We start from the raw sequence: 24401 nt of genomic DNA on the forward strand, positions 1-24401 counted from the left end.
CCCCACCAGCACAGCGCCCGCGTTACTTCCCGGCCTCCTTCTTGGGGGCCGTTTTCTTTTCGTGCAGCTTCTTGGCGAAGGACTGCACGGCGGCGGGCACGTTCTTGTCGCGGGACAGATCCTTGAGCTCCGCGTCGCGCAACGTGTTGAGGAACTTCATGGTGACGGTGAGCGGCACCTTGGGGTTCTTCACCAGCGCGAGCTTCACCTTCTGCATCTTCGTCCACTCGCGGTTGTTGTAGATGACGCGCAGCACGTCCTCGTTGACGGCGCGGTTCGCGGCGCACGCGAGCACCTCGCCGTCGGTGATGCGGGGGCTGCGGATGACGGCCACGCAGACGAGCTTGTTGGTGTCGCGGATGAGCGCGGAGCGGGCCTCCTTGTTGCCCAGCGTGCCCAGCTTGATCTTCTCCGCGATGGACATCTTCATGATGCGCTGGGCGAGCGTCAGGCGCTTGCCCTCCTCCATGGGGGCGGCGTCCTCGGACTGCGCTTCGGTGCCCAGCTCCTGGAGCACCTCCTCCGCGGTGGGGCCCGGATCCGGCGGCGCGGCGGCGGCCTGCGGGCCGTAGATGCGCACGCGCGCGGCCTGCATCGCGGGCACGTCCGCCAGCACCAGGCCGCTGCGCACCGCGAAGTCGCAGACGCTGTCCACCAGCGACACCGGCGCGCCGGGGTTGGCGCACAGGTTGCGGATGATGTCCTCGTTGCGCAGCAGGCGCAGCTGGTTCTGGGAGATGATCTCCGCCACCTTCGGGCTGCACGTGGACGCCACGCTGGCCACGGCGTCGTCCGGCGTCTCCGAGTTGAGGACGAGCATCTCCGCGTAGGCTTCCTTGTCCTTGAGCAGGCCCAGGAACCAGCCCAGCACGGGCGGCTGCACGCCCTCGTCGCGCAGCGCGGAGCCAAGGATGCGGTCCGGCAGGGCCGCGGCCGTCTTGGCGGCCGTCTCGCGCACGTTCGCCTCGGGGTCGAACGTGAGCATGTAGAGCGCGCCCAGCATGTCCGCCGGGTTGAGCGGCACCAGCGACTTGGCCGCCATCATCCGCAGGGGCACGGGGGCGTTGGGGTCCACGTGCTTGCGCAGGTTGGGCGGCAGGAACTCCGCGTTGAAGGGGCAGCCCGGGGGCGGGGCCGGAATGCTGGGGTCGGCGGCGGTGCTCATGTCGCGTGATTCCTTCCGTAGATGATGCGCAGCCCCTCCAGGGTGAGGAACTCATCCACCTCCTGGATGGCCTTCGATTCACTGGCCACCAGCGGGGCCAGGCCCCCGGTGGCCACCACTTTCGCGGAGAAGCCCATCTCCGCCTCCATGCGCGCGCACATGCCGTCCACCATGCTCACGTAGCCGTGGACCAGCCCGGACTGCATGGAGTGCACGGTGTTGCGGCCCACCACGTGCGGCGGCCGGGCGAACTCGACGCGGGGCAGCTTGGAGGCGTTCTGGAACAGGGCCTCCATGGAGATGTTGATGCCGGGGCAGATGGCGCCGCCCAGGTACTCGCCCTTGGGCGTGACGGCATCCAGCGTCGTCGCGGTGCCGAAGTCCACGACGATGAGGCCGCGGTGGTGCTTCTCGTAGGCGGCGACGGCGTTGACGATGCGGTCCGCGCCCACTTCGCGCGGGTTGTCGTAGAGGATGGGCATGCCCGTCTTCACGCCCGGGCCCACGAACATGGGGCGCGTCTTGAAGTAGCGCTCGCTCATCTTCTCCAGGATGAACTGGAGCGGCGGCACCACGCTGGACACGGCCACGGCCTTCACCCCGTTCGCGTCGATGCCGCTCCAGGAGAAGAGCTGGCGCACGACGATGCCGTACTCGTCCGCGCTCCTGCGGGCGCTCGTCTCCAGGCGCCAGTGGTCCAGGAGCCGCCGGCCCTCGTACACGCCCAGGACGGTGTTGGTGTTGCCGACGTCGATGGCCAGGAGCATCGCTTGCGCACTCTAGCGCTGGGGGCGCAGCTGCTCCACGTCCCCCGCCAGCACGCGCTCCACGCGGCCGTCCGCCATGCGCACCATGAGGGCGCCCGTGGGGTCGATGTCCTCCGCGAACCCCTCCCAGTCCCCCCGGTCCGTCCGCACCCGGACGGGCACCCCCAGGGTGCTGGAGAGCGCCTTCCACCGGGTGCGCACCGCGTCGAAGCCGGTGGCCAGGTACGTGTCCAGCCAGGTCTCCAGCCGGGTCCACAGGCCCGCGGCGAAGGGCGCGCGGAGCACGGGCCGCCCCAGCGCCAGGGACAGCGACGTGGCCGTGGCGCGCAGCTCCTCGGGGAAGTGCTCCTCGCCGGAGTTGAGGTTCACGCCCACGCCCACGATGACGAAGTGCACGCGCTCGGGTTCGGCGGACAGCTCCGTGAGGATGCCGGCCACCTTCCGGCCCGAAATCTGGACGTCGTTGGGCCACTTGATGGCGGCGTCCGCGCCCGCCTCGCGCAGCGTCTCCGCCAGGGCCACGGCCGCCACCAGGGTCAGCTCGGGCGCGCGCTGCGGGGGCAGCTCCGGGCGCAGGATGGCGGAGAAGTACAGGTTCAGGTTCGGCGGCGACACCCACGCGCGGCCCCGGCGTCCCTTGCCCGCCGTCTGCTGCTCGGCCACCACGACGGTGCCGTGCACGGCGCCATCCTGGGCCAGCCGGAAGGCCGCCGCGTTGGTGGAGCCGATGGTGTCGTGGTGGTGCAGCACGCGGCCCACCGCGCGCGTGGCGAGCAGCGGGTGGACCTCCAGCGCGGAGAGCCGGTCCGGCCGGCCCGTCAGCCGGTAGCCCTTCGCGGGCACCGCCTCGATGCGGTAGCCCTTCAGGCGCAGGGCCTCCACGTGCTTCCACACCGCCGTGCGCGACAGGCCCAGCCGCGTGGACAGCGCCTCGCCGGAGATGAAGCCCTCCCCTCCTTCCGCGAGGAAGTTGAGGATGCGCGCGTCCTGCGTGAGCTCAGGTGTCTCCACGGCTTTCAGTTCGCGGGAGGGGCCGGAGTGCTGGCGCCGTCCGCCTTGTAGGAGATGAGCTCCAGCTCCGTCTGCGGCACGCGCTTGCCCTCGTGCTCCGTGGCCACGTCCACGCGGACCAGGCCCACGCCCGCGGCGAAGGTCATCGTGTTCACGAGCGTCGTCTGCGCGTCGACCTTGTTGCGGCCCTCCACGCTCACGCAGTTGGGGAAGGAGCCCGCGGGCACCTTGCACGCGAAGCCCACCTGCACCAGCTGGTAGCGCTCCGTGGAGGACACGGACACGACGTTGTTCCAGCCGCGTCCGGCCTCCAGCGGGCCGCGCAGCAGGTAGCGCTTGGGGTCGCGCAGGCCGAAGGCGTCCACCGTGAGCTGGCCGCCCTGGTTGTCCACGAAGTACCCGTCCTGCTCCTTGACGATCTCCACCGTGACGGGTTTGTCGTCGCGGCCGTCAATGCGGTACGTCCACGCGTTGCCCACGGCCAGCGGGTAGTACTGGCCAATGGACTCGGGCGAGGGGCGCGCGTCCGCTTCGACGCGCTTCGCGCAGCCGGAGCCCACCAGCGTGGAGGCCAGGAGGGCCAGGCCCCCCACCATCGACAGCGATTGCTTCAGGGACGGCTGCTTCATGCGCTAGGGGTCCGCGTGGCCCTGGCCACGCGCCTCCGCGGTTGCGTGGTTGCGTGATGCGTAGAGTGTGTCCAGCGCCTGCTGCGCGGCGGCCTGCACCGACGGCGTGTCGTGGCCCTGGGCCACCGTGTAGAGGTACGCCTCCGCCTCCGGGCCGCCAATCTCGCCCACCGCGAAGACGATCTCCTGCAGGAAGCCGGAGTCCTTGCCGCGCGCCAGATCGATGAGCGCCGGCACCGCGCTCTTCGCCTTCATCTCCGCCAGCGCGCCAATGGTGCGGCGCACCTGCTCCGCGTCGCTGGTGTCCTTGAGGCGGTCAATCAGGAGCGGCGCCGCGGCCGGGTGCTTGCGCTCGGCCAGCGTCCGCAGGGCGAACTCGCGCATGCGCGAGTCGGAGGCCTGGAGGTCCGCCACCAGCGCCTCGTCCGTGCGCTCCAGCGCGGCGAGCTGCAGCACCGCGGACTCCGTCACCTGCCGCAGCACGCTCTCCAGCGCGCCGCGCATGGCCGCCCGCCGCCCCTCCGCCGAGTCCTCCTCCACGGCCGCCTCGCCCAGGCCGACGATCTCGTAGCGCTGGGGGGTGTTGCCGCCGAAGCGCTCCAGGGACAGGTTGGCGCCCACTTCCGCGAAGCTGTGCGGGTTGCCGTCCTTCAGCACCTCGCGGGTGAAGGGCACCTCCAGCGACAGCCTCCAGGGACGGGCCTTCTTGGGCTTGGGGACGTCCTCGCCCACCCGCTCGAAGCGGCCGGAGGACTCCAGCGCGTCGTCGAACAGGTCCCGCACGCCTTCAGGACCGAAGCCCAAGAGGGCGTTGTCCTGCAGGGTGGCCCCGGCCAGCTCCACCGGCGCCACCGGATAGCGCGGGGCCTGCGAGCGGCAGGCCCCGAGGAACAGCACGCAGGAGGTAAGCAGCAGGGCCGGCTTCATGGCCCCCCCAGGCTAACACTCCCGCGTCCACCGCACCCGATTCCGTGCGGGGGATCAGCCCTCCTTGTTGCCCTCGGACGAGCCATCCGTCGCGGGGGCCACCGGCGCCTCGTGCACCTCGCGGGCCTCGCGAACTTCCGCGGGCTGCGAGGACGCCTCGGCGGCGGCTTCTTCCGGAGGCAGCGCCTGTCCGGCGACCGGGGTCACCGCGTCGGACGAGGCGTGGGCGTCCGCCCGGGCCCGCGCGACGTCGTCGGACTCCGGCGCGGACTGCACCGCTTCGCCCGCCTGCCAGACGTTGCCCACGGCGGGCGGCGTGGCGGCGGACTCCTCGTTGGCAGGGCTGGCGGACGCGTCCGTGCTCACCGGCAGAGCCTCACCCGCGAGCGCGACCTGCTCACCGGTGACGCTGCCACCCGGCGACGGCGCGGCGATGCCACCCGAGGTCGCCCCGCCCTCACCGGAGGCGAGCGCCGCCACGGTGGAGGCACCGGCCTGATCCGCGCTGGCCGCGGCTTCACCGGAAGCGGCGGCGCCTTCACCCGCGGGCGCGCCCTCCGCTCCGCGCGTGCCACGGCCGCGACGGCCCCGGCGACGGCGGCGGCGGCGCTTGCGCTCGGAGGCGTTGGCCTCGGCGGAGCCACCCTCGGCACCCTCCTTGGCTCCACCCACGAAGGCGCTGGCGGCCTCCAGGTCCTCGTCCTCACCCTCGTCGTCGCCCTCCTCGGACTCGTCCTCCTCCGACGCGGGCGTGAACCCGGCGGCGGCCGGCGGCACGGGGGCCACCGGCGAGGCCTTGGCCTCGGAGCCCTCGGTGCCGGCCTGGGCGGCGTCGCGGGCCTCGGCCCGTTCACGCTGACGGTCGCGGCGGCGCTCGGAGCGCTCGGAGCGCTCGGAACGGTCCGCGCGCTCGGGACGCTCGGCGCGCTCCGGACGCTCGGTGGTGGCGGCGACCTCGACCTCGCCACCGCCCTCCTCGCGGGCCTGCTTCTCGCTCTTGCGCTCCTCGCGGCGGCGCTGGGCCTCCTCGGCGTCCAGCTTCGCGGCCTCGAAGAAGCGCTCGTCGATGTCGTACAGCTCCACCTGGGTGACGGTGACGGCCGTCTTCGCCTCCAGGAACTTCTCGCCCAGGGCGTCCCCGCACCACAGCATCACCAGCGAGCCTGAGGCCTGCGCCTCGGAGCGCGCGTCGCCGCGCACCTCGCCCGCGCTCACCAGCAGGCCCACCTGCGCCGAGTAGTGGCCCAGGTCGCGGCGCAGCTCCTGCACCGTCTTGCGGTCGATGCCCGGCATGCCCTTGAGCATGCGCACCGCGTAGCGCAGCTCCACGCTGCCCTCGCGCTTGCGCGCCGTGAGCAGGGGGCCTTCCTTGGAGCGCTTCGCGACCTTCAGCTCGCGGAAGCCCAGCCCGTGCATCATCTTCACGACGGACTTCTCGAAGGTGCCCACGTCCGCGTCGCCCAGGCGCTTGCGCAGCCCGCGAGCGACCGCCCGGCGCGCGTCCTTGAGGGCCGTGCGCGCGGTGGTGATGAGGGCCTCGTCGACAAGCGGCTCCCCGGCGGCGGCGGGCTTGCCCAGCACCGGGCGGCCCCCCTCCAGCGGGATGCCCAGGGCCTGCGCGAAGGCGGCCTGGAGCTCCAGGGGCGGCGCCTCGCTCGGCGCGCCCGCGCGCTCCAGGGACACCTCGCCGGTCTCCTGGTTGAAGGCGTACTGGGGCCGGCGGCCCGCGTCGATGCGGCGCTGGTTGTCCTCCAGCAGGGCGGTGAGGACCGCCTCCACCGTGGTCTCCTCGGCGCACAGCTCCTTCGCCTTGGCGCGCTCGATGAGCTGATCCGTGCGCAGCCCGGCTTCCGCCTCGCTGAGGATTTCGAAGACGACCTCCGGCAGCGGCGGGAAGCGCTTGCGGCGTCCACCCCGCTCCTCGTCGCCCTCGTCCCGGCGGCGCTTGCGCTCCGTGCCGCGGCCCGACGCGCGGACGTTGTCCGTGCGAGGCTCCGGGTGGCGCTCCACCGGCCGCAGCGGAGGAAGCTCCTCCTCCGGATGCGGCTCCATCACGCCCGTCTGTGCAAGTGCCTCGACGTCCTCGGAGAGCGACCAGTCCGTCAGCGCGAAGGTATCCTTCGCCGTGACGATCACCTTGCGATCCCGCGTCCTCCGCGCCATGGCAGCCAGCCGCGACAGCATCGTCACTTCGGGCGTCTTGCCAATGTGGGACAGCAGGCTCAGCTGGATGGACTTCTCCGTGATTTCAAGGAAATGCAGGGGGCGACCTTCGCTCTCCAGTACCCTGAGCGCGGCCTCGTAAAATGTCATCGAGTATTCCCCAAGAATTCCGAACGGTTACAAAAATGTAGGTCCGTATGGGCGGCGGATGCTAGCCACCGCTAAACTGGCTTGTCAACGAACGTCAATGACCCGTCTCCGCATCGGACACCATTGGAAGCGCGAACCGTCAGCTTCCCCGCTCGATTCCATCGCGCTGGAACTTGATGGCGTGAACCTGCTGTCCGGGGCGGTGGAGGAGCCCCTGGCGGAGGTCGTCCCCGCATTGGTGGAGGCGGTGGCGGCCCTGCACGCGGGGAAGCGGCGGCTGGCGCAGGTGTCGCTGACGGAGGCGCACCTGGAGCTGGTGTTGCGTCGGGTCGGTCCGGACATCGAGCTGTCGGTGGCCAGCCTCGCCCGGCCCGCGCACCTGTTGCGCCCGCCCATCCGGGTGGACGCCGAGGAGCTGACGAAGGCCACCCGACAGAGCGGTCAGCGCTTCCTCCAGGACGTGACGAAGCTCGCGCCCAAGGCCCTGTCCGCGACGGCCGCACGCAAGCTGGGCGAGGCGCTCCAGGGCCTGGGCAAGGCCGCCCCGCATGCGGAAGAGAAGCCCGTTCCCCCTACCCCACTGCGGATCGAGCCCGTCTCCGTGCCGGGGTTCGGCTTCGAGCTGAAGGACATCTCCCCCGCCTCGCGCGAGGCGCCGTCGAAGGGCACCTCCGGGGCGCTGGCGCCGCTGTTGGGCGCGGGCGAGGTGTGGCTCGCGCTGCCGGGCCGGCCGCAGGCGTGGCGCGCGCCGGGGCCGCCGTTCCTCACGGTGCTGGAGCTGTCCCGCCAGGCGGTGGAGCTGGCGCGGGCCGTGGAGCTGGGCGAGGCCCGCTTCGAGTTCGAGCCCGCGGGCGTGCGCCCCCTGCTGACGCTGGACCTCCCCGGGCGGCGGGCGAAGCTGGGGCCCACCGGCACCTGGTTCGAGCTGGAGCCCTCGGAGCTGCTGTCCGCCCTCTTCCAGTTGGGCGAGGCGCTGGGCCTGGCGTTCGCGGAGGCGCACCGGGTCCAGGTCTCCAACCCGTACCTCGTGGAGCTGGCTGAGCGCTGCCGCGAGGGGCTGTCGCACCTGCGTGGGGCCCACAAGCCGCCCGAGGCGGAAGGTGAAGCGCGCGAGCGCAAGACGCCGCCGGCGCGCGCGGAGTCCCGTCCGCTGAAGGTGCCCGGCAAGCTCAAGCGCCTGCGCTTCGAGAAGCTGTGGGAGCAGCGCGGGCTGGAGGAGCCAGAGGAGGCGCGGCTGCTGCTGGGCCGGCATGGACCGGTGTACTGCGCGCCGGGGCTCGCGGGCGCGTTCTCGCGCAAGGACGGTGCGCTCTTGTGGCGTCGGGCCGCGTCGCTGGGCGTGGCGGCGTCCGCGGATGGCCACGCGGTGGCGGCGGACGGGACGCGCGTGTTCGGCTTCACCGGCCGGGGCGCGGGTGCGCGGTGGCTGCACGACCATGACGGCATCCCCCTGGGGCCGCTGCTCCTTCGGCAGGACGGGCTGCTGCTGACGCTGTCGGAGGACCGCACGGCCGTTGCCTTCGCGGAGGCCACGGGCCGCGAGGTGTGGCGCCTGGCCCCGCCGCGCACGCAGCGCGGATGGCTGGCCACGCAGGGGCACCGGGCGCTCCTGTCCACGGACTCGGGCTACCTCTATGGCCTGGACCTGGAGGACGGTCAGGTGCGCTACCGGCTGCGCTCGCCGCTGCCCTTCCATGGGCCGCCGGTGGCGTGGGGCCGGCGCTTCCTGGCGCTGCTGGGGCGCGGCTCGCATCACGCGATGCTGCTGGCGGACGCGCACACCGGCGAGGCGCAGTGGACCTTCGAGCCGGACCTCATGCTGCCCTCCACGCCGCTGCCGGTGGGCCAGCGCGTGCTGCTGGCCGGCATGCGCGACCAGGACGGGTTCCTCGTGTGCCTGGACTCGCGTGGGCGCAAGGTCTGGGAGCGCGCGCTGCACCTGGGGCCCGGGCCCTATGCGCTGGCGCCGCTGCCGCGCGCGGTGGTGGTGACGAGCGCGTCCGGGGCCGCGGCCCGCGTGGCCCTGTCCGGGCAGGTGGACTGGCGCGTGGGGGCCGCGGGAGAGCCGCTGATCACCGCGCTGCCCGCGCGCACCGCCCGCGACGTGACGCTCATCGCGGGTGAGGTGGTGCGCGCGGTGGATCCTCGCGGCGGACAGGTGCTCGCGGAGGTGAGCGCGGGGGTGGGGCTCGTCGCGCTCCAGGCCGACGTGCGCCTCAACCTGTACTTCCTGGACGACGCCGGCACGCTGTCCGCGTACCGGCTGGGTTCACACTTCGCCGTCGTGAAATAGGGCTACTCGCCCTTCTTCGCGGAGGCCTTGGCCGGGTCGATCTCCTCCTCCGGCCGCTCCTCCTGCGTGGCGCCTTCCCAGGTCTCGTTGGCGCCCAGCTTCCACTCCGACGGCACGTCCAGCTTCCACACGTAGGTGGCGTTGGCGTTGCCACCGGACGCCGCGTGCGACGCGACGTTGATGGTCATCTCCAGCTTCGCCACGTCCGAGGGCAGGAGGTCCAGGTCGTAGTGGCCCAGCACCATCTGCGGGGGGAACTCCGCGATGAGGCGCTCCGGGTAGTCGATCTTCATCGACGGATCCGCGCCGCGCATTTCACCCAAGAGCTTGCCCTTCGCGTCGGTGAGCTTCCACACCGTGTCGAACGCGGCGCTGGTGACCATCTTCTTCAGCTTGCCCTCGTCCTTCTCCACGCGCTGCGCGCCCCAGAGCACCAGCTGCAGGCGGATCTGCGGCTTGCCCATCACCATCACCACGTCGTTGGACACCACGTCCAGGCGCATGCCCTTGTCCGTGGCAGTCCACACCGGGCGGTAGCGGCCCTCGTGCAGGGCGTCGAACTGCTTGCGCGCGTACTCGTAGAAGGCCTTGCGGTCCGTGGCGCGGTTGTCCTTCTTCTCGCCGCCGGACGCCTCGCGCTGCTCGAGCTCCGCCAGGTAGCTGTCGAACTTCTTGTTGCCGTGGAAGCGGTCCAGGTGCGCGTCGACGTCGTCGAAGTACGCCTTGAAGAAGGACTTCAGCTCGTCCCGGTAGGACGCCTCATCCGGGTTGGAGCGCATCCAGCCCACGCGCTCCAGGTAGACGGACTGGATGCGGCGGAAGTCCGCGTCCCGCTCCGCCTCCGTGGCCCGCGCGGAGGCGGTGCGGTGACTCGCCACCGCGGCGACGATCACCAGGGCGATGACAACGATGATTCCGAAGTAGCGCTTCAAGCGACAGGCTCCTGTGCGTACGGGCAGGCAATGATATGAGCCCCATCATCGTGCCCCAGGCCGAGGGAATCCAACTGTTCACCGTGCCCCTTCCGCTGGAGGAAGGAGAGCTGCTGGGGAGCCCCCAGATTGCCTGGCAGGCCTTCGGGAAACCGTCTGATGGCAAAGCGGTGGTGGTGCTGCACGACCTGTCCCATTCGCACCAGGCCTTGAGCACGGAAGTGAACGGTGCGTTCCAACCCTCGGGCTGGGGGCGGGAGCTGATTGGCCCGGGCAAGGCGCTGGATCCGGAGCTGACGCCGGTCATCGTGCCCAACCTGCTGGGCAGCCCGTTCGGATCCACGTCGCCGGTGACGCTGGATCCGCACACCGGGGCGCCGTGGGGCACGGCGCTGCCGCCGCTGACCGTGCTGGACATGGCGCGCGGTGTGTCCGCGCTGCTCAAGGCCCTGGGGCTCACGCGCGTGCGGGCGCTGGTGGGCATTGGCCTGGGCGGGCTGGTCGCGCTGCGGCTGGCGGCGCTGTTCCCGGAGCTGGCGGACGGCGTGGTGGTGCTTGGCGCGGCGCGGGCGCTGCCCGAGGGGCTGCGCGAGAAGCTGGGCCTCACGTCGCAGGTGCTGCGCATGGCGCCCGACAACGAGGACACCCCGCCCCTGCGCGAGCGCGCCCCGAACCGGACGCTGGCGCGGCTGCGGCTGGACTACCTGAAGCTGCTCTACGGGCGCGACCACCTGGGCACGGCGTATCCGGACAGCGCGGCGGCGCAGGCGGCGCTGGAGGCGGAGGCCGCGTCGTTCGCGGACACGTTCGATCCGGTGGCGTGGGCGCTGCTCTGCTCCGCGTACGCGGGCTGCGACCTGACGGAGACGTTCCCGAAGATCCGCGCGCGGGTGCTGCTGCTCGCGGGCGCGACGGACGCGCTGGCGCCGGCGGGCCGCGTGCGGGACACGTACCACCAGCTCACGGCGGCGGGCGTGCAGGCGCGGTTCGTGGAGCTGCAGGGGCCGGGAGACCACGGCACCCTGCTGTCGGACGCGCACCGGCTCAAAGGGCCGGTGCAGGACTTCCTGCGCTGGCTGCGCGGCTGAGCGCTAGCGCTGCGACTGGTGCTGGGAGGCGAGCCGCGCCCGGAGCGCGCCCACGAGCATCCCGATGGCGATGTCGTTGTTGCCGCCGTGCGGGATGATGATGTCCGCGTGGTGCTTGGACGGCTCCACGAAGCCCATGTGCATGGGGCGCACGTGGCGCAGGTACTGGCCCACCACGTGGTCGAAGTCGCGGCCGCGGTCCTTGATGTCGCGCGTGAGGCGGCGAAGGATGCGCAGGTCGTCGTCCGCGTCGACGTAGATCTTCACGTCCATCTGGTCGCGGACTTCCTTCATGTGCAGCACGAGGATGCCCTCGATGAGGATGATGTCCCCGGGGTCCACGCGGTGCGTGTGCGGCTGGCGGCCCGACGTGACGAAGTCGTAGACCGGCTTCTGGATGGCCTGGCCCTGCTTGAGCGCGCGCAGGTGGCTGACGAGCAGCTCCGTGTCGAACGCGTCGGGATGGTCGAAGTTCACCTCCCGCCGGTCCACCAGGGGCATGTCCTTCAGGTCCCGGTAGTACGAGTCCTGATCAATGAAGGCGACCCGGCAGTCGGCGAGGGCCTCACGCACCTTGCGGGCCACCGTGGTCTTGCCGGATGCGGTGCCGCCCGCGATACCAACGACGAGGGGTGACGACATGCGGCGGGCAGTACCCCACCAGACAGGTGGGCGCAAGGGTCCGTTCACTCCCCGACAGCGCGCGTGGCTTATGCCCGCCGCAAGAGCCCGCGCGCCTGCCCTTCCGCGAGCAGCCACCCGGGCAGGTCCTCCACCGGACGCGGACCGTCCGCGAGCCCCTGGAGTCCCGTAGCCACCTCGGGCGGCAGCGTCAGGACCTCGAAGCCCGTCGCCTTGCGGCGGATGGCGAAGCGCCACGGGCCCGGGCCCGGCCGGGCCGCCACCTGCGCCAGGGCCTCCAGGCCGGACACCTCCAGGGCCCCGCAGGCCCACGCACGCCCGGTGAGGTGACGCCGCAACGCCCGTGCGGCGAAGACGAGCTCCGTCAGGTCCGCCGGGAAGGCGCCCAGGCGGACGTCCTCGGCCAGCGCCACCTGGCCCGGACCGGGAGCTGGGGGCGGCTGGAGGAAGGCGTGCGGCAGCATCATCTCCAGCGACAGCGCGGCGGCCACCCCGTCCGACGGCGCGGCCATCACGCGCTTGCGTGCCCAGGACGCGAAGGCGTGGGACAGCGACTTGCCCAGCCCGTCGAAGAGGCCGCGGTACTCGCGCGAGCGGGTGAAGGACTCCAGCCCCTCCGGCGTCGCCGCGAGCAAGAGGCGCGTCAGCGGCCAGTCCTTGTCCAGTTGCTCGGCCACCACCGCCAGCCGGAAGTCCCGGTCCGCTCGCGTGCCCTCGGGGTCCGGGTCCTCCGTGGCCGGCGTGACGCCGTGGCCTGCGTCGAACAGCGCCCACGGGCGGCTCTCCCCGGTGAGCGCGGGCACGGGCTCGCGCGACGCGGGGTAGTCGATGGCGGGTCGGGACTCCTTCGGCACGAGCGCGCGCAGCCGCCGCAGCGACGCGAGCGCCACCTCCGGCGGATGGCCGTCGCCTTCGAAGGTCACGGCGCGCACGCGCGGGCAGCGCGGCAGCACCTCCGCCAGCAGTTCGAACAGCTCCTCGCGCACGGGCTGCGTGTGGTCATCCACGTAGAAGGTCCGCCCTCCCCTGCGCGTCACCACGCCGCCCGCGATGTGGATCTCCACCACCTGATCCAACGGGAAGCCGTCCAGGCCCGTTCGCAGGGGCAGCCCCGCGGAGAGCTGGTGGCTGAAGAGGTGGCCCAGGTCCAGGAGCAGCGGCAGGCCCGTGCGCGCGTGCAGCTTCGCCATGAAGTCCAGCGCGTGCATTCCGCCGCGCGTGGCGAGGACGGCGGGGTTTTCAATCACCAGCGGCACGCTCAAGCCCGCCTGGATGTGGAGCGCGTGCGCCGCGCTGTCCCGCACGCCCGCTTCGTTGAACGGCGGCGTGACGTAGAGATAGCCCGGGAAGGGCTGGCCGCCCGCGTGCCACCAGCCCACGTCGTTGCCCACCCACGGGCTGCCCACCGCGCGCGCGTGCGCGTCCAACTGCGCCAACGCGGACGCGGGCTCCAGCTCCGGACCCCACAGGTTCAGGTGTACGGGATGGAAGAGGACCGGCACGTCCGAGCGGCGGCGCCACATCTCCGGGAAGAGCGTGGCCTGTTCCTTCGCCTCCTCCAGCGCGATGGGCGCGCTGTACTCCACGAAGTCGAAGAGGCCGGGCGAGGCGTCGAGCAACCGGTACGGATGCGGCACGTCCGAGGCGCTCAGGTTGCTGCTCAGCCCCAGCCCCATCCAGGGCAGTGACCACGAATCCGATGCAGGGCGCGTCATGGGCACACCCTAACCAGCCCGGCCCTGCGTGGCGCTAACCTTGTGGCACCGGCTCCAGGCGCACGTCCTGGACCGTCAGCACCCGGCCGTCCGCCGCGCGCACCTCCAGCGGCTTCACCGGCTGCCCGTGCGCCTTGTCGAGCACCCGCGTGCGCGGCTCTCCCGCTTCGAAACAGTGCTCCTGCCCCCACTGGCCCAGCGCGATGAGGATGGGAAAGAGGCTGCGTCCCTTCTCCGTCAGCACGTACTCCTGCCAGGCGCTGCCGTCGGAGGCCGGCTGCGTCTCCAGGATGCCGTGGTCCACCAGGTGCTTCAGGCGCTGGGTCAGGATGTTCTTCGCCACGCCCAGGCTCTTCTGGAACTCACCGAAGCGGCGCAGGCCGTACTGCGCGTCCCGCACGATGAGCAGCGACCACCAGTCCCCGATGACGTCCAGGGACCGGGCCACCGGGCACGCCGCCCCCTCCATGCTCGTCCGCTTCATCACCCGCTCCTTCCCGTGACGCCCTGGCCACAACTGGTTGCATAACGAAACCAGGCCTTTTATCCATCCGGAAATTAGTTTCATCATGAAACCATTCAAACCGGAGGCACTCGGATGCGGCTCAACGGAAAGACGGCGCTGATCACGGGCGGAAACAGCGGCATCGGGCTGGCGACAGCGCGGCTGTTCGTGGCGGAGGGCGCGCGGGTGGCCATCACCGGGCGCAACCGGGAGACGCTGGACGCGGCGGTGAAGGAGCTGGGCGGCAACGTGCTGGCGATCCAGGCGGACGCCACGGATCCGGCGGCGCTGGAGCACGCGGTGGCGGCGACGGTGGAGCGCTTCGGCGGGCGCTGGGTGCGCCCCTGTTCCGCACGTCCCAGCCGATTTGATACGGGCCTCAGGTTTCTGAAGGCGCCTCGGTTTTCCGAGCGCACGGACAGGCCCGTGGGACGGCGTCTCGCAGAGGGAGCACGGCGATGGCATCGCCATTGCTCTGCTCACGGGACACTTCGTCCTACGGGAGTCGTCCATGAACACGAACCGGTTGCGGCATCTGTTCTCTCGCGCACTGCGGGCCTCGCTCGCGACGCCGCTGGTGCTGGCGGGCTGTGGCACCAGCAGCACGAACCTGACGGAGTACTCGAAAGTCGAGTGCGCGCCAGGGGGGACGCTCGCCATCGACGGCCTGAGCATCCAGCCGGCGCAGGACTACATCGAGCTGCGCCAGGTCACGAGCTACGACGATCAAGAGCCGCCCACCTACGTGCTCCGGGCCTCCAGCGGCGAAGCGTGCGCGACCGCCACCGACGTGCCCGCCTGTCAGACCGCCCTGGCCGAGGCGCGCTCCAGTGACGGCTTCACCGGCGAGTGCATCCAGGTCTGCTTCGACTACTTCCTGGCGACGACTCGCGGTGACGAAGTGAAGACCTGGGCGACGATGGATGCGCTCCGGCAGTTGATTGGAACGGTCGACACCGCGCAGGACGCGGCGCTCCTGACCTTCGCCGCGGGCTACAGCTTGAGCTGCGACGCGCTGGAGCGGGGGGCGGTGAAGCGCAATCCGGATGGCAGCTTCAACGTCATTGGCACCAAGGGCTTCGTGTGCGGCGAGGGCTCCAGCCTGACGCAGCACGTGGTCCGGGTGTCCACCGACGGCACCCTCAACGAGGTGGAGGGCCACGTGCTGCAGAAGGGCTCCGGCAGCTGCTCCGTGGGCCGCCGGCCCGTGGGGCTCCAGGGCGCCGTCGCGGGCGGCTGCGAGGACGCGCTGGGGCACTACTTCGCCCAGACGGCGCACCTGGAGGCCGCGTCCATCCACGCCTTCCTGCGGCTGCGCGAGGAGCTGGCCCTCCACGGCGCGGAGGCCAGCCTCCAGGACGCGGCGCTCGCGAGCGCGGTGGACGAGGTCCTGCACACGGAGATGACGGGACGGCTCGCGCGCCGCTTCGGGGCCACGCCTCCGCCGCCCTCCGTCGCGGCCGTGCCGCCGCGTTCGCTGGACGCCGTGGCGCTGGACAACGCCGTGGAGGGCTGCGTGCGCGAGACGTACGGCGCGCTGGTGGCCCACCACCAGGCCCTGCACGCGCGCGACGCGGAGGTCCGTGAGGCCATGGTCCGCATCGCCGAGGACGAGACGCGGCACGCGGGCCTGTCGTGGGACATCGACCGGTGGGTGCGCTCGCGGCTGTCCGCTCCGGAGCAGGAGGCGCTGCGCGAGGCGCGCAGGCGCGCGGTGGCCCTGCTGCGCGCGGAGGTCGCGGTGCCGGTCGACGCGGCGCTCGTCACCGAGGCGGGACTGCCCACGCCCGAGGTCGCGCTGGCGCTGCTCGACACGCTGGAGCAGGAGCTGTGGGCCTGATCAGCTCGTGGGCTTGTCGCGCCTGGCGGCCTCGCGCGCGGCTTCGAGCACGTCGTCCACGGCGGACTCCACCGCGTCGCTGACCAGCTCCGGCGCGGAGGTGCGCCAGCGCTCCAGCGACGCTTCGTGCATCGCCTCCGGGTCCTGGAGCCGCGCGTCCGTCTCCGGGGCCACCTCCGCGATGCAGTCCGGGCACACGCCTTCGAGCGCCCGCGACCACACCTCCAGGTGCGTGGTGATGAGCACGCCCTCCATGGCCAGGGCCTCGCGCAGGCCCCGCTGGCCCGCGCCGCGCATCTGCGTCCCGTGCACGCGGTCCAGCATCGTCCGCATCCAGGAGGCCACCGCCTCCGGCTTCGGGCAGGTCTGCCTGCCACATACCCGGCACGTCGTCTGCCAGGGCTGTCCTTCCATGGGGTTCATGCCGCTCGCTTTAGCAGGGCCCCTCCCGCCGCGCACATAGACGCGAGCCACTGGGAATGCGGAGAATCCAACTCCCTTGACCCCGTCTGGAGGCAGCCCCGTGTCCCGAGCCGAGATCGACGAATCACACGCGCAGTTCCGTGGAGCCTGGAGGCTGTTCGCGCTGGGCCTGCCCGGTGGAGAGGTCGTGGAGCGGGCGGACGTGTTCATCACCGCGGGCCACGTCGCGTGGTCCCTGATGAACATGGCGTTCCTGACGCGGCCGGTGGAGACGGAAGCGGAGCTGGAGCGCGCGGTGGACTCGGCCGCGCGCTACTTCGCGCAGGGGCCCCACGGCTGGGCCTTCACGCTGACGCCGGACTGGCTGTCCCCGGTGCTGCGTGACAAGGCGGACGCGGTGCTCGCCTCGCGGGGGCTCAAGCCGGGGATGCTCACGACGGGCATGGTGGCGGACCAACTGCGGGAGCCGGTACGGCACCAGTCCTCGCTCGAGCTCCGGGAGGTGCGGGACGAGTGGGGCCGCAACGCGGTCGCGGACGTGAACTCCGCCAGCTACGACGTGCCGCGGGCCATGGGGCGCGAAGCCCTGGCCGCGCCCGGCATCTACGGCCCCGAGTGCCGGGCCTTCGTCGGCTGCCACGACGGCGCACCGGCGACGAGCACGGCGGTACTGCGCGTGGACGGCATCGTCTATGTCGCGCTCGTGGCGACGCTCGCGGAGCACCGCCGGCAGGGCGCGGCGGAGACCGTGATGCGGCGCACGCTGGAGGAGGCGAAGCGCGTGTGGGGGCTGGAGCGCACGGTGCTGCATGCCACCGCCGCCGGTGCGCCCGTGTACCGGCGCATGGGCTACCGCGACGTGACGAGCTTCTGCTCGTACTTCGCGCCCGCGAAGGAGGCGTGAAGCATCGCTCGCTGGACGGGGACACCCGCGACCAGGAACAATCCGCGTCCCGATGGAGTCCCCCGCATCCCCCGACCGCGCCGAACCACGAGTCCCGGGTCCGCGCGCGGCGTGGGCCGTCGTGGGGGCCGCGCTCGGGCTGACGTGCCTGTTCTTCCACCGGGCCGTCTTCAGCGCGCAGGTCTTCACCGGGCGGGACATGCTGCTCGTCTACGCGCCGCTGCGCCGCTACTGGGCGGAGCGCGTGTCCCACGGGGACTTCCCGGGCTGGTATCCCTTCGACGGCCTGGGCCAGTCCTTCCCGGGGACGATGCTGTCCGCCGCGTTCCATCCCTCGCAGTGGCTGGGGCTGGCGCTGTCCACGGGCACGGCGATGAAGCTCACCGTGCTGCTGTGCCCGCCGCTCGCGCTCTTGGGCACGTACGCGCTCCTGCGCCTGTACGCGGTGCCACGGGCGGGTGCGTTCTTCGCGGGGATCGCGTTCGCGTTCAGCGGCTACATGGTGAGCCTCACCAGCAGCCTCGCGTACCTGATGGCGGGCGCCACCCTGCCCTTCGCGCTCTGGGGGGCGGTCCGCTTCCTTCGCGAGGCCTCGCCCGCTCGTGCCGCCGTCGCCGCGCTGGGCCTGGGCGGCGTGCTCCTGGCCGGTGACACCTGGGCCTATGCGTTCGTGAACGCGTTCGTGCTGTTCCTCGCGCTGACGGAGGACGGGCCTCGCGCGGTCCTCGTGCGGCGGGGGCTGGGGCTCGTGGCCCTGGGCGCGGGAGTGGCCGCGCCGCAGTTGTTCGCGGGCGTGGCGGTGTTCGCCGGCGGTGCCCCGGGCGCCAGCTCCGTCGAGGACGCGCTGCGCTGGTCGGTGGATCCGCTGCGCCTGCCGGAGCTGCTGCTCGGGCCGTTCCTGGCGAACCCCACCGTGGAGCGCGCCGTGCCGGAGGAGATCGTCAAGCCGCTCCTGCGCACCGGGGGATTCTCCACGCTGTGGTCGGAGTCGCTGTTCATCGGCGTTCCGGTGTTCGTGCTCGCCGTGGCGGGATTGCGCTTCATCCCCTTCCGCCGCTGGGCTCCGTACGGCGCGGCGTGGACCGCGCTGCTCGCGCTGGCGCTCGGATCCGCCCTGCCCTTCTATGCGCTGCTCTACCGCGTGCTGCCGCTGTGGCGGCCGTTCCGGTATCCGGAGAAGCTGGTTGTGCATCTGTCCCTGGGCCTCGCGCTGCTCGCGGGGTTCGGATGGAAGGCCGTCGTGTCCTCGCCGGAGCGCATGCGCTGGACGGCTCGCGCGGCCGGGGTCCTCGCCGGGCTCCTGGCCCTCGTGGCGATCGCCGAACGCGCGGCGGGTGCGTGGTCGCATGCGTTCGTGCTCGCGCGCTGGCCCCAGGTCCCCGCGCCGACGCTGGACACGCTCTCCCATGCGTTCAGCACCGCGGGCTTCATCGCGGCGGGCCTGGCGCTGGGCTGCGCGCTCGTCCTGCCGGGCCTCGCGGAGTCCCGCGCGCGCATGGCCGTGCTGGTGGCGCTGCAACTGGGCGCGGCCTTCACCGCGAATGAGCCGCTCGTCATCCTCGGCACCGAGGAACTGCTCGACAGCCCACCGGCGTTCATCGAGACCGTGAAGGCCTGGGCCGACCGCACCGGAACCTCCGTCCCCCGCGTGTCGTCGCGCATCCAGCGCTTCCGTCTGCCGCGCTTCGAAGGCTTCGAGTACCAGGACAGCGTCGCGCTCATGTCGCGGGCCATGCTGGTCCCGGACAGCCCCGCGCTGTGGGGCATCGGCACCGCGGAGGCCTACCTCCCCGCCGCGAGCCCCCGCGTGCTGAACCTCCAGGACGCCACGCCCGGCCTCTTCACGGAGCTGTTGCCCGTCTTCGGCGTGCGCTTCAGCGCCTACACCCCGGCGGACTTCGATGCCCTGAAACACAGACCCGGCGCCATCGTGGCGAAGGATCCCGCCTTCGAGCTGCTGCTGGTGGAACACCCGGACGCGCGCCCTCGCCTGTCCCTGGCGAAGCCCCGGTGCGTCGCGGATGCATCGGCGGCGCTCGAACTGCTGCGCGACGCGGCCTTTCGCTCCAGCGCGCAGGCCGCGGTGGAGTGCGGTGAGCCGGTCCTCCCCCGCGCCAGCGACGCGCTCCTGGAAGGCCACCTCCGCGTCGAACAGGACGCGCCCGAGCACCTCCTCGTGAACGTGGACGCCTCCGAGGACGCGGTGCTGCTGATCAACGACGCGTGGCAGCCCGGCTGGACGGCGTTCGTGGATGACGCCCCCGCGCGCCTGCTCCCCGCCAACGTGGCGGTGCGCGCCGTGCCCACCCCTCGGGGCTCGCACCGCGTGGAGCTGCGCTACCGCGCGCCGGGCGTGCTGCCGGGCGTCTGCCTCTGCGCCGCGACCTTCCTGGGGCTCGCCGTGGCGGAAGCCCTGCGCCGACGCCGACTTCCCCGGAAGACCGGTGCGCTCGCCGGAGTTGGGAGCTGACCTCTCGCGTCAACACCGCGCGAGCCTGTCCCAAGGGTCGTCCACTCAACGCTGCGCGAATCCCCCGCCGGGCCGCGGGGTTTGGACGGCCGTCCCCGCTGCCTAGCTTGAACCCACCCCCTCCACCCTGGACCTCCACCGTGGCGACTTCCCTTCGCACCGACGTGCGTCGTTCCACCTTCGCGCTCCTGGGCGCGCTCCTCCTCCTGACCTCCGCCTCCGCCCGAGCGCAGTCCGCGCCCACGCCGCTGGAGGACAACCGCACCATCACGCTGGGCTACATCGACATCGCGTATGAGCTGGGCGGCATCATCGACCCCACGCTGCAACCCGGTGGCACCAGCAGCGCGCGGCCCAACTGGTTCACCTTCGCACCGCACGCGTCCCAGGCCGGCGGCAAGGGCATGTACAGCGCGGTGCTCGCGCGGCACTTCATCAACACCGCGCGGCTCCAGCCCTCGCTGTCGCTGACGAACGCGCTGGACCGGCTGGGGCTGGGCGGCGTGGTGCGGCTGCGCCTTCAGGACCTGTCCCTCCAGCTCATCGCGCAGGGGCTGACCACGGACGCGGCCACGGCCCTCAGCGTGCTGACCAGCTCGCTCAACACCGCGGCGCTCGCGGACACGCGCACCCTGCTGGCCACCGCGTCGCGCATGGGCGCGATGTACTGGAGCGCTCCGGGCGTGACGCCGCTCGACAAGGTGGAGTCCATCGTCATCACGCTGGAGCGCACGCTCCACGAGGGAAACCTGGCCATCTTCAACGACATCGGCGGTTCGGCGCGCCTGTACCTGGACTGGCGCGCGGCCGCCACCGGCGCCATCACGCCCACGCGCGTGCTCACCGAGTTCACGCTCGTGGACGCCTACAACACCGAGGCGCAGCAGGCCTACGCCTGGGCCGTCGCGCACGCGGAGGACTCGCCGCGCCCCACCCGCATGGACCTGATCTTCCCGGGCATGCACTGGAAGAGCCTGCTCATCGCCGCGTTCGCCCTCTACGAGGACGCCCGGCTGGCGCCCACGCCCGCGCGCCGCGACGCGCTCGTCGCCATGGGCACCAACTTCGTCGCATGGCGTGAGCAGCGCGACCAGGCCCAGCCCGTCTTCACGCCCGCGGGCTCGCCCACGGACGAGGTGTCGCGCTCGGCCGTGCTCCAGGCGCTGACGCCGTTCCTGATGACGGACTTCGGCACGGTGCGCTGGACCTACGCGGACTACGCCTACGCCCAGCCGGACCGCGACGGGAACATCCTCACCGCCCCACCCTGCGAGTACAGCTGGGCGGACTTCTGGGACCGGTGGAACGGCATCCTCTTCGCGTTCGACGGGGCCTACACGCGGCCCACCGAGCTGTGGGTCATGCCTGAACCCCTCACGGATCCGCTGGGCTGACAGACGGCCTGGACGGCCCCTGCGCTTGCTTGACGGGCGCCGGGGCCGTGCGGGAGCGTGCATCCCCGATGAGTCCCCTCCCCGGTGGTCCGTTCGAACCCGTCCGCCCCGCCTCCAAGGACGACCCGTCCTCGCTGGACGCAACCTCCGCGCGCACGCCGAAGGATTCCCACCAGCCCCCGCTTCCGGCCGACGAGGCCAGCATGTCCGCCCAGACCCGCCTGCAGGTCCTGCGGGAGATGATGGCCGAAGCGTTCCTGGCGCTCGACGCGCAGGGAACCATCCATGAGCTCAACCACCGCGCCGCGTCCCTGCTGGGCCTGCCCTATGGCGCCTGCGAGGGCATGACGCCGTGGGCGGCGCAGCCGATGCTGGCCGGCACGACGCTGCACGAGCGGCTGCTGGACGCGCTCACCACGCGCGAGCCCGCGCGGTTCCTGTCGGAGCTGCCGTCGGGCGTCTGGCTGGAGCTGTCGGTGCGGCCGGTGGGCGGTGAGATGTGGGTGCTGGCCACGGACATCACCCGCCGTCAGCGCGCGGAGAACGAGGTCGCGCGCACCGAGGAGCGCTTCCGCCAGTTGGGCGAGCGGTTCCAGGTGGCGCTGGAGTCCGCGCAGATGGCGGTCTGGGAGACGAACCTCGTCACCGGGCAGGTGTTCCGCTCGGAGGGGCATGACCGGCTCTACGGCTACCCGCAGCCCCTGGAGGAGTGGACGCACGAGCAGTTCCTGGCGTCGCTGCACCCGGACGACCGGCCGGAGGTGGAAGCGCAGGTGGCGGCCATCTTCCACAACGACGTGCTGTCGTATTCCTCCACGTTCCGCACGCACTGGCCGGACAACACGTGGCACTGGCTCATCAGCCGCTCGCGCGTCATCCGCGACGCGAACGGCAAGGTGATGGTGGTGCGCGGGGCCATCCTGGACATCACGGCGCTGAAGGAGACGGAGCAGGCGCTGCAGGAGGCGGTGCGCACGCGCGACGACTTCCTGTCGGTGGCGAGCCACGAGCTGCGCACGCCGCTCACGTCGCTGCGACTCCAGATAGACCTCCTGCGCCGCATGGCCGAGGGCAAGGGCCAGGAGCCCGTCAGCTCGGAGAAGGTCACGGCGCGGCTGGACGCGGCGGACCGGCAGCTCAAGCGGCTGGCGGCGCTGCTGGACAACCTGCTGGACGTGAGCCGCATCCGCACGGGCAAGCTGGACTTCGAGCTGGCGAGCGGAGACCTGGCGCCGGTGGTGCAGGACCTGGTGGGGCGCTTCGCGGACGAGGCGAAGCAGGCCGGCGTGGTGCTGGACGCGCGCGTGGAGGGGCCGGCGCCGTGCCGGTTCGACAAGCTCCGGATGGAGCAGGTGGTGAGCAACCTCATCGCCAATGCGCTGCGCTACGGCCAGGGCACGCCGGTGCACGTGGCGCTGCGCCAGCAGGACGGACAGCTGCGGCTGACGGTGCGAGACGGAGGCCCGGGCGTCCCGGCCACCGAGCGCGAGCGCATCTTCCAGCGCTTCGCCCAGGTGCAGGGCTCCGCGCGCACGGGAGGCCTGGGACTGGGGCTCTACATCGTGCGGCAGATATTGGAAGCCCACGGCGGCCACGTCTGGGTGGAGGACACGCCCGGCGGCGGCGCAGCGTTCGTGGTGACGCTGCCGGTGGAGGGCGCGTAGGCGCGTCAGCGCCGGATGAACGTCCCTCCACGGTAGGCGGGGCGATCCAGCGTGACGGTGTGCATCCGCGCGTCATCCAGGACCAGGGGCATGCGCGTGACCGAGTCCCCACCGTCCACTTCGTCGCGGACGAAGACCGTGTAACGCCCCAGGGGCAGGTGCCCGAAGTGGAAGCGCGCGGCGGCCATGAAGGACGGCGTTGCCCCGTCCGGATCCCATGAGTCGTCGCCCGAGCCCTCCCGGAGCAGCGCATCCAGCGCCTCACCTGACACGGGCATGGGGATGTCCCCTGGCACGATGAACGCCGAGACGAATTCACGCGAAGCCTCGACGTGCACGCGCACTGTCCCCGGCCCTTGCCGTGCTTCGATGTCCAGGGCCGGATGCGAGCCCGGGCCCAGACGGATCCGCCGCGGAGCGAAGGACACCGGGGGCGGCTGAGGCGTGGACACATTCAGGGGACGCGCCACGGCATGCACGAAGCAATTGCGGTCGCCCGGCACGTGCATCGTGTAGCGGCCCGCGACGTCGGTTGTGGCCTCCACCTCGAAGCCGCCTTCACAGCGGACCTCCAGGTGCACACCCGCCAGGGGAACCTTCGCGCCACCCGTCACGGCGCCTTGAAGCTCGGCATCGGCCACGAGCCGCGACTTCACCGAGTCGTCCTCGGGATGGAGCGGCCGGAGCACCGTTCCCCTTCCCTTCGCGTGCACGCGGATCAACTGGGGCCGGGACGCCACGTTCTCGAACCGGAAGCGCCCGTCCTCATCGGTCACGGCCGTTCGCGGCGCATGCCGCCCGCGAACCTCCAGGTCGAACACCTCACGCAGCTCGACCTCCTGTCCCGCCACGTTCGTCCAGCCGTCAGCCGCGACGAGGCGCCCCCGGACGGTGCGGCCTTCCTCCAAGAGGACGTCCGGGACCGTCACCGTTTCGTCCAGGCGCCCTTCGGCGCGAACCAGCGCGGGAGCGAAGCCGTGGACATTCCCGATGACCCATTGGACGGGGCCTGATGCGGAGACGTACCGGGTGTACTCGCCACGTGGATTCGCCACGGCGTGACCGTCGATTTCGAAGTACCAGGCGGCCCGTCCATCCGGGCGGAGGACGCGTCCCTTCAAGACACCACTGTCGGAGCTGAACACCCACGGCGCGTCCGCCGCCGAGGGCGGGCGTGCTTCCATTTCCCCGCCCGTCCTGGACTCGTTCACCGACCAGGTCAGCTTGGAGGGGGCCTGGAAGACGAAGGGAATGGCGAAGGAGCCATCCGCCTCCGTGCGGGCCATGCACCTGCCGCTCATGCCCACGCCACCGGTCCCGCCCATCCAGGCCGTCACCACGCCATGGGCGAGCGGTCGCCCCTTCAGGTCCACGGCGCGCCCCCGCCACGGTCCACCGTTCGGAACATCCTGAAAGCTCACCGTCGCTTCCGTCCGCGTGCCCGGAAGGACCTGGCTTTCGAGGGTGCGCTGCCACTCACAGCCCGGCATCGGTTCGTACCGCCCCGTGACGCGGTAGAGCTCCGCGGGAAGTTGCTCGAAGAGAGCGGCGTCCGGAGTTTCCTTCCGGTGCATTGGGAGATCGCGCAACTCGCCCATCCCCTCGATGGACGCGGGGCCTCCAGGCAACGGCCTTCCCTGGGGATCCAGCACCCGGACCTGGAGCGAGCTGAGTCCCCACATCATCACTTCAAGCTCCGGTTGCGGTGCACGACGCCGC

Annotated in this window: 19 protein-coding genes and 1 pseudogene; 8 read left to right on the forward strand and 12 right to left on the reverse strand. The window is 71.8% G+C overall.

Annotated elements, in window-relative coordinates; genetic code table 11:
• Window positions 1-22 precede the first annotated feature (22 nt).
• Genes JYK02_RS31220 through JYK02_RS31245 form a run of 6 tightly spaced genes read right to left on the reverse strand, consistent with a single transcriptional unit; the run spans window position 23 to window position 6812 of the window.
• Window positions 23-1165, reverse strand: a complete 1143-nt coding sequence (locus JYK02_RS31220; RefSeq protein ID WP_207056485.1) for a hypothetical protein — start codon at window positions 1163-1165, stop codon at window positions 23-25.
• Complete coding sequence (locus tag JYK02_RS31225) at window positions 1162-1932, reverse strand: type III pantothenate kinase (RefSeq protein WP_207056487.1); 771 nt, start codon at window positions 1930-1932, stop codon at window positions 1162-1164. Before JYK02_RS31225 ends, JYK02_RS31220 begins: the two co-directional genes overlap by 4 nt.
• Window positions 1933-1944: 12 nt before the next feature.
• Window positions 1945-2943, reverse strand: a complete 999-nt coding sequence (locus JYK02_RS31230; protein ID WP_207056489.1) for a biotin--[acetyl-CoA-carboxylase] ligase — start codon at window positions 2941-2943, stop codon at window positions 1945-1947.
• A gap of 5 nt (window positions 2944-2948) precedes the next feature.
• Window positions 2949-3572, reverse strand: coding sequence for a hypothetical protein (locus JYK02_RS31235; RefSeq protein ID WP_207056490.1), 624 nt, complete (start codon window positions 3570-3572; stop codon window positions 2949-2951).
• A gap of 3 nt (window positions 3573-3575) precedes the next feature.
• Window positions 3576-4499 (reverse strand): HEAT repeat domain-containing protein, encoded by a 924-nt coding sequence (locus JYK02_RS31240; protein WP_207056491.1) that lies wholly within the window; start codon window positions 4497-4499, stop codon window positions 3576-3578.
• Window positions 4500-4553: 54 nt separating this feature from the next.
• Window positions 4554-6812, reverse strand: coding sequence for an HTH domain-containing protein (locus JYK02_RS31245; protein ID WP_242589415.1), 2259 nt, complete (start codon window positions 6810-6812; stop codon window positions 4554-4556).
• 97 nt (window positions 6813-6909) lie between these two features.
• Between JYK02_RS31245 and JYK02_RS31250 the strand changes: the two genes are divergently transcribed.
• Window positions 6910-9105, forward strand: a complete 2196-nt coding sequence (locus tag JYK02_RS31250) for a PQQ-binding-like beta-propeller repeat protein (RefSeq protein WP_207056492.1) — start codon at window positions 6910-6912, stop codon at window positions 9103-9105.
• 2 nt (window positions 9106-9107) lie between these two features.
• Here JYK02_RS31250 and JYK02_RS31255 read toward each other — a convergent pair whose 3' ends face one another.
• Window positions 9108-10037 carry a hypothetical protein gene (locus JYK02_RS31255; RefSeq protein WP_207056493.1) on the reverse strand — a complete coding sequence of 310 codons (930 nt, stop codon included), beginning with the start codon at window positions 10035-10037 and terminating at the stop codon, window positions 9108-9110.
• 35 nt (window positions 10038-10072) lie between these two features.
• Between JYK02_RS31255 and JYK02_RS31260 the strand changes: the two genes are divergently transcribed.
• Complete coding sequence (locus tag JYK02_RS31260) at window positions 10073-11125, forward strand: alpha/beta fold hydrolase (RefSeq protein ID WP_242589416.1); 1053 nt, start codon at window positions 10073-10075, stop codon at window positions 11123-11125.
• Window positions 11126-11128: 3 nt separating this feature from the next.
• On the opposite strand, the gene udk is transcribed toward JYK02_RS31260, so the two are convergent.
• From udk to JYK02_RS31275, 3 genes are all read right to left on the reverse strand, one after another.
• Entirely contained in the window at window positions 11129-11767 is a 639-nt protein-coding gene (udk, locus tag JYK02_RS31265) for a uridine kinase (RefSeq protein WP_207056494.1), read from the reverse strand.
• A 68-nt stretch (window positions 11768-11835) separates the two neighbouring features.
• A complete protein-coding gene (locus JYK02_RS31270) occupies window positions 11836-13482 on the reverse strand; it encodes a DUF692 domain-containing protein (protein ID WP_207056495.1) in 1647 nt (548 codons plus the stop codon).
• Between the two features lie 34 nt (window positions 13483-13516).
• Complete coding sequence (locus JYK02_RS31275) at window positions 13517-13966, reverse strand: winged helix-turn-helix transcriptional regulator (protein ID WP_207056496.1); 450 nt, start codon at window positions 13964-13966, stop codon at window positions 13517-13519.
• A 114-nt stretch (window positions 13967-14080) separates the two neighbouring features.
• On the opposite strand from JYK02_RS31275, the pseudogene JYK02_RS40575 reads away from it, so the two are divergent.
• Window positions 14081-14305, forward strand: a pseudogene (locus JYK02_RS40575) (SDR family NAD(P)-dependent oxidoreductase); the annotation flags it as partial.
• Between the two features lie 193 nt (window positions 14306-14498).
• Window positions 14499-15827 carry a ferritin-like domain-containing protein gene (locus tag JYK02_RS31285; protein WP_207056497.1) on the forward strand — a complete coding sequence of 443 codons (1329 nt, stop codon included), beginning with the start codon at window positions 14499-14501 and terminating at the stop codon, window positions 15825-15827.
• Here the strand turns inward: JYK02_RS31285 and JYK02_RS31290 are convergent, their stop codons facing one another.
• Complete coding sequence (locus tag JYK02_RS31290) at window positions 15828-16250, reverse strand: hypothetical protein (protein WP_207056499.1); 423 nt, start codon at window positions 16248-16250, stop codon at window positions 15828-15830.
• Window positions 16251-16350: 100 nt separating this feature from the next.
• Here JYK02_RS31290 and JYK02_RS31295 point away from each other — a divergent pair, with 100 nt between their 5' ends.
• The 4 genes from JYK02_RS31295 to JYK02_RS31310 all read left to right on the forward strand — a co-directional run bounded on the left by JYK02_RS31295 (window position 16351) and on the right by JYK02_RS31310 (window position 22682).
• Window positions 16351-17154, forward strand: a complete 804-nt coding sequence (locus JYK02_RS31295; RefSeq protein WP_207056501.1) for a GNAT family N-acetyltransferase — start codon at window positions 16351-16353, stop codon at window positions 17152-17154.
• Between the two features lie 121 nt (window positions 17155-17275).
• Window positions 17276-19624 carry a YfhO family protein gene (locus JYK02_RS31300; RefSeq protein WP_207056502.1) on the forward strand — a complete coding sequence of 783 codons (2349 nt, stop codon included), beginning with the start codon at window positions 17276-17278 and terminating at the stop codon, window positions 19622-19624.
• A 140-nt stretch (window positions 19625-19764) separates the two neighbouring features.
• The gene (locus JYK02_RS31305) at window positions 19765-21018 is read left to right on the forward strand and encodes a hypothetical protein (RefSeq protein WP_207056504.1); all 1254 of its coding nucleotides are present in this window, start codon (window positions 19765-19767) and stop codon (window positions 21016-21018) included.
• A 203-nt stretch (window positions 21019-21221) separates the two neighbouring features.
• The gene (locus tag JYK02_RS31310; protein WP_207056506.1) at window positions 21222-22682 is read left to right on the forward strand and encodes a PAS domain-containing sensor histidine kinase; all 1461 of its coding nucleotides are present in this window, start codon (window positions 21222-21224) and stop codon (window positions 22680-22682) included.
• A gap of 5 nt (window positions 22683-22687) precedes the next feature.
• Here JYK02_RS31310 and JYK02_RS31315 read toward each other — a convergent pair whose 3' ends face one another.
• Window positions 22688-24367 (reverse strand): carboxypeptidase-like regulatory domain-containing protein, encoded by a 1680-nt coding sequence (locus JYK02_RS31315; RefSeq protein ID WP_242589485.1) that lies wholly within the window; start codon window positions 24365-24367, stop codon window positions 22688-22690.
• Between the last annotated feature and the right edge of the window lie 34 nt (window positions 24368-24401).

Origin of the sequence: Corallococcus macrosporus (assembly GCF_017302985.1) — a bacterium.
Taxonomy (GTDB): Bacteria; Myxococcota; Myxococcia; order Myxococcales; family Myxococcaceae; genus Corallococcus; species Corallococcus macrosporus_A.